The sequence below is a fragment of the Halobacillus sp. BBL2006 genome, assembly GCF_000786645.1.
Taxonomy (GTDB): domain Bacteria; phylum Bacillota; class Bacilli; order Bacillales; family Halobacillaceae; genus Halobacillus.
In genome coordinates, this window is the sequence record NZ_JRNX01000134.1 from 1 (window position 1) to 1,548 (window position 1,548).

At 47.3% G+C, this 1,548-nt stretch carries 2 protein-coding genes; both read left to right on the top strand.

Going from position 1 to position 1,548, the window contains the following annotated elements:
- Positions 1-1,159 (top strand): aldehyde dehydrogenase family protein (locus LD39_RS04950; protein ID WP_035543547.1); only part of this gene is annotated, 1,159 nt, incomplete at its 5' end.
- 36 nt (positions 1,160-1,195) lie between these two features.
- Positions 1,196-1,548, top strand: a 353-nt coding sequence (locus LD39_RS04955) for a saccharopine dehydrogenase NADP-binding domain-containing protein (RefSeq protein WP_035543549.1), incomplete at its 3' end; no start/stop codon positions are given.

Genomic DNA, 1,548 nt, shown 5'->3' on the forward strand with positions numbered 1-1,548 from the left:
GGCCTTCTATATGGCGGGTGAAGGGCGAAGGCTTTTTGGTCAGACGACGCCATCTGAGCTGAAGGACAAATTTGCGATGAGTGTACGCGCTCCAGTAGGAGTTGTCGGCATCATTACCCCGTGGAACTTTCCGATTGCGATTGCAACGTGGAAGTCGTTTCCGGCTGTTGTCGCTGGGAATGCCGTCGTATGGAAGCCTGCGACCGAAACACCAATCATGGCCTATGAACTTGCGAAGATTTTTGAAGAAGCAGGATTGCCTAATGGGGTTGTGAATGTCGTATTTGGCTCTGGGTCGAGCGTCGGTGAAGCGATGATTGAACAGGATGATATCCGTGTCATTTCGTTTACTGGATCGAATCAAGTAGGGCGGAACATTGCTTCGAAATGCGGTCAGAAATTGAAAAAAGTCTCCCTTGAAATGGGCGGAAAGAACGCTGTCATCGTGATGGAGGATGCCGACCTCTCTTTAGCGGTCGAAGGGATCTTATGGAGTGCTTTCGGAACGAGCGGACAGCGCTGTACAGCCTGCAGTCGGGTTATGGTTCATGAAAGCTTAAAAGACAAATTAGAAGAGCGTTTGCTAAATGAAATGGCGAAGCTTTCGATTGGAAACGGCCTAGATGAGTCGATCAAAGTTGGACCAATTATTAATGAAGGCGGTCTAGAAAAAATTAAAAGCTACATTCAAATCGGAAAAAATGAAGGTGCCAAGCTTTTGGCAGGCGGCTACGTCATGGAGAACGGCCACTTTGCCAAAGGTCATTACTTCGCTCCGACATTATTTACAGATGTTTCTCCTGACATGCGTATTGCTAAGGAGGAAATATTCGGTCCCGTCGTTTCCTTGATTCCAATTAAGAGCCTGGAGGAAGCGATTGAAATCAATAATAGCGTGGAGTACGGATTATCCAGTTCGATTTTCACACGCGATGTCAACCGTGTGTTTCAGGCACAGCGTGATTTAGATACAGGAATTGTCTACGTCAATGCCGGAACGACAGGGGCGGAAATCCACCTGCCATTCGGAGGCACGAAAGGAACGGGCAATGGCCACCGGGATTCTGGGTTGGCCGCGTTAGATGTGTTTACGGAATGGAAATCCGTATACGTTGATTTCAGCGGCAAGCTCCAGCGTGCTCAGATTGATGTGGAGTAGAGGCTTATGTAATTCATTGGAGAGGAAGTGCAGACGATGAAAGTAGCTGTTCTAGGGTCTGGATTGATGGGAAAAGAAGCGGCTCGAGATTTAGTTCATAGTGCAGGTGTAGAAAAGGTCGGGCTCGCTGATATCGATGTGAAACGAGCGGAAGCGGTATGTTCAGCGATCGGTTCACCAAAGATTCAGGCCTATCAAGTAGATGCAGGGAATACTAAAGAATTAGCGGCATTTCTGCAAAATTTCGATGTCGTGATCAATGCTTTATTTTACTCCTTCAATGAGATTGTGGCCAAAACAGCGATAGAAGTCGGTGTCCATTCTGTCGACCTTGGAGGCCATATTGGCCATATTACCGATAAAGTGCTGAATCATAATGAGGAGGCAAA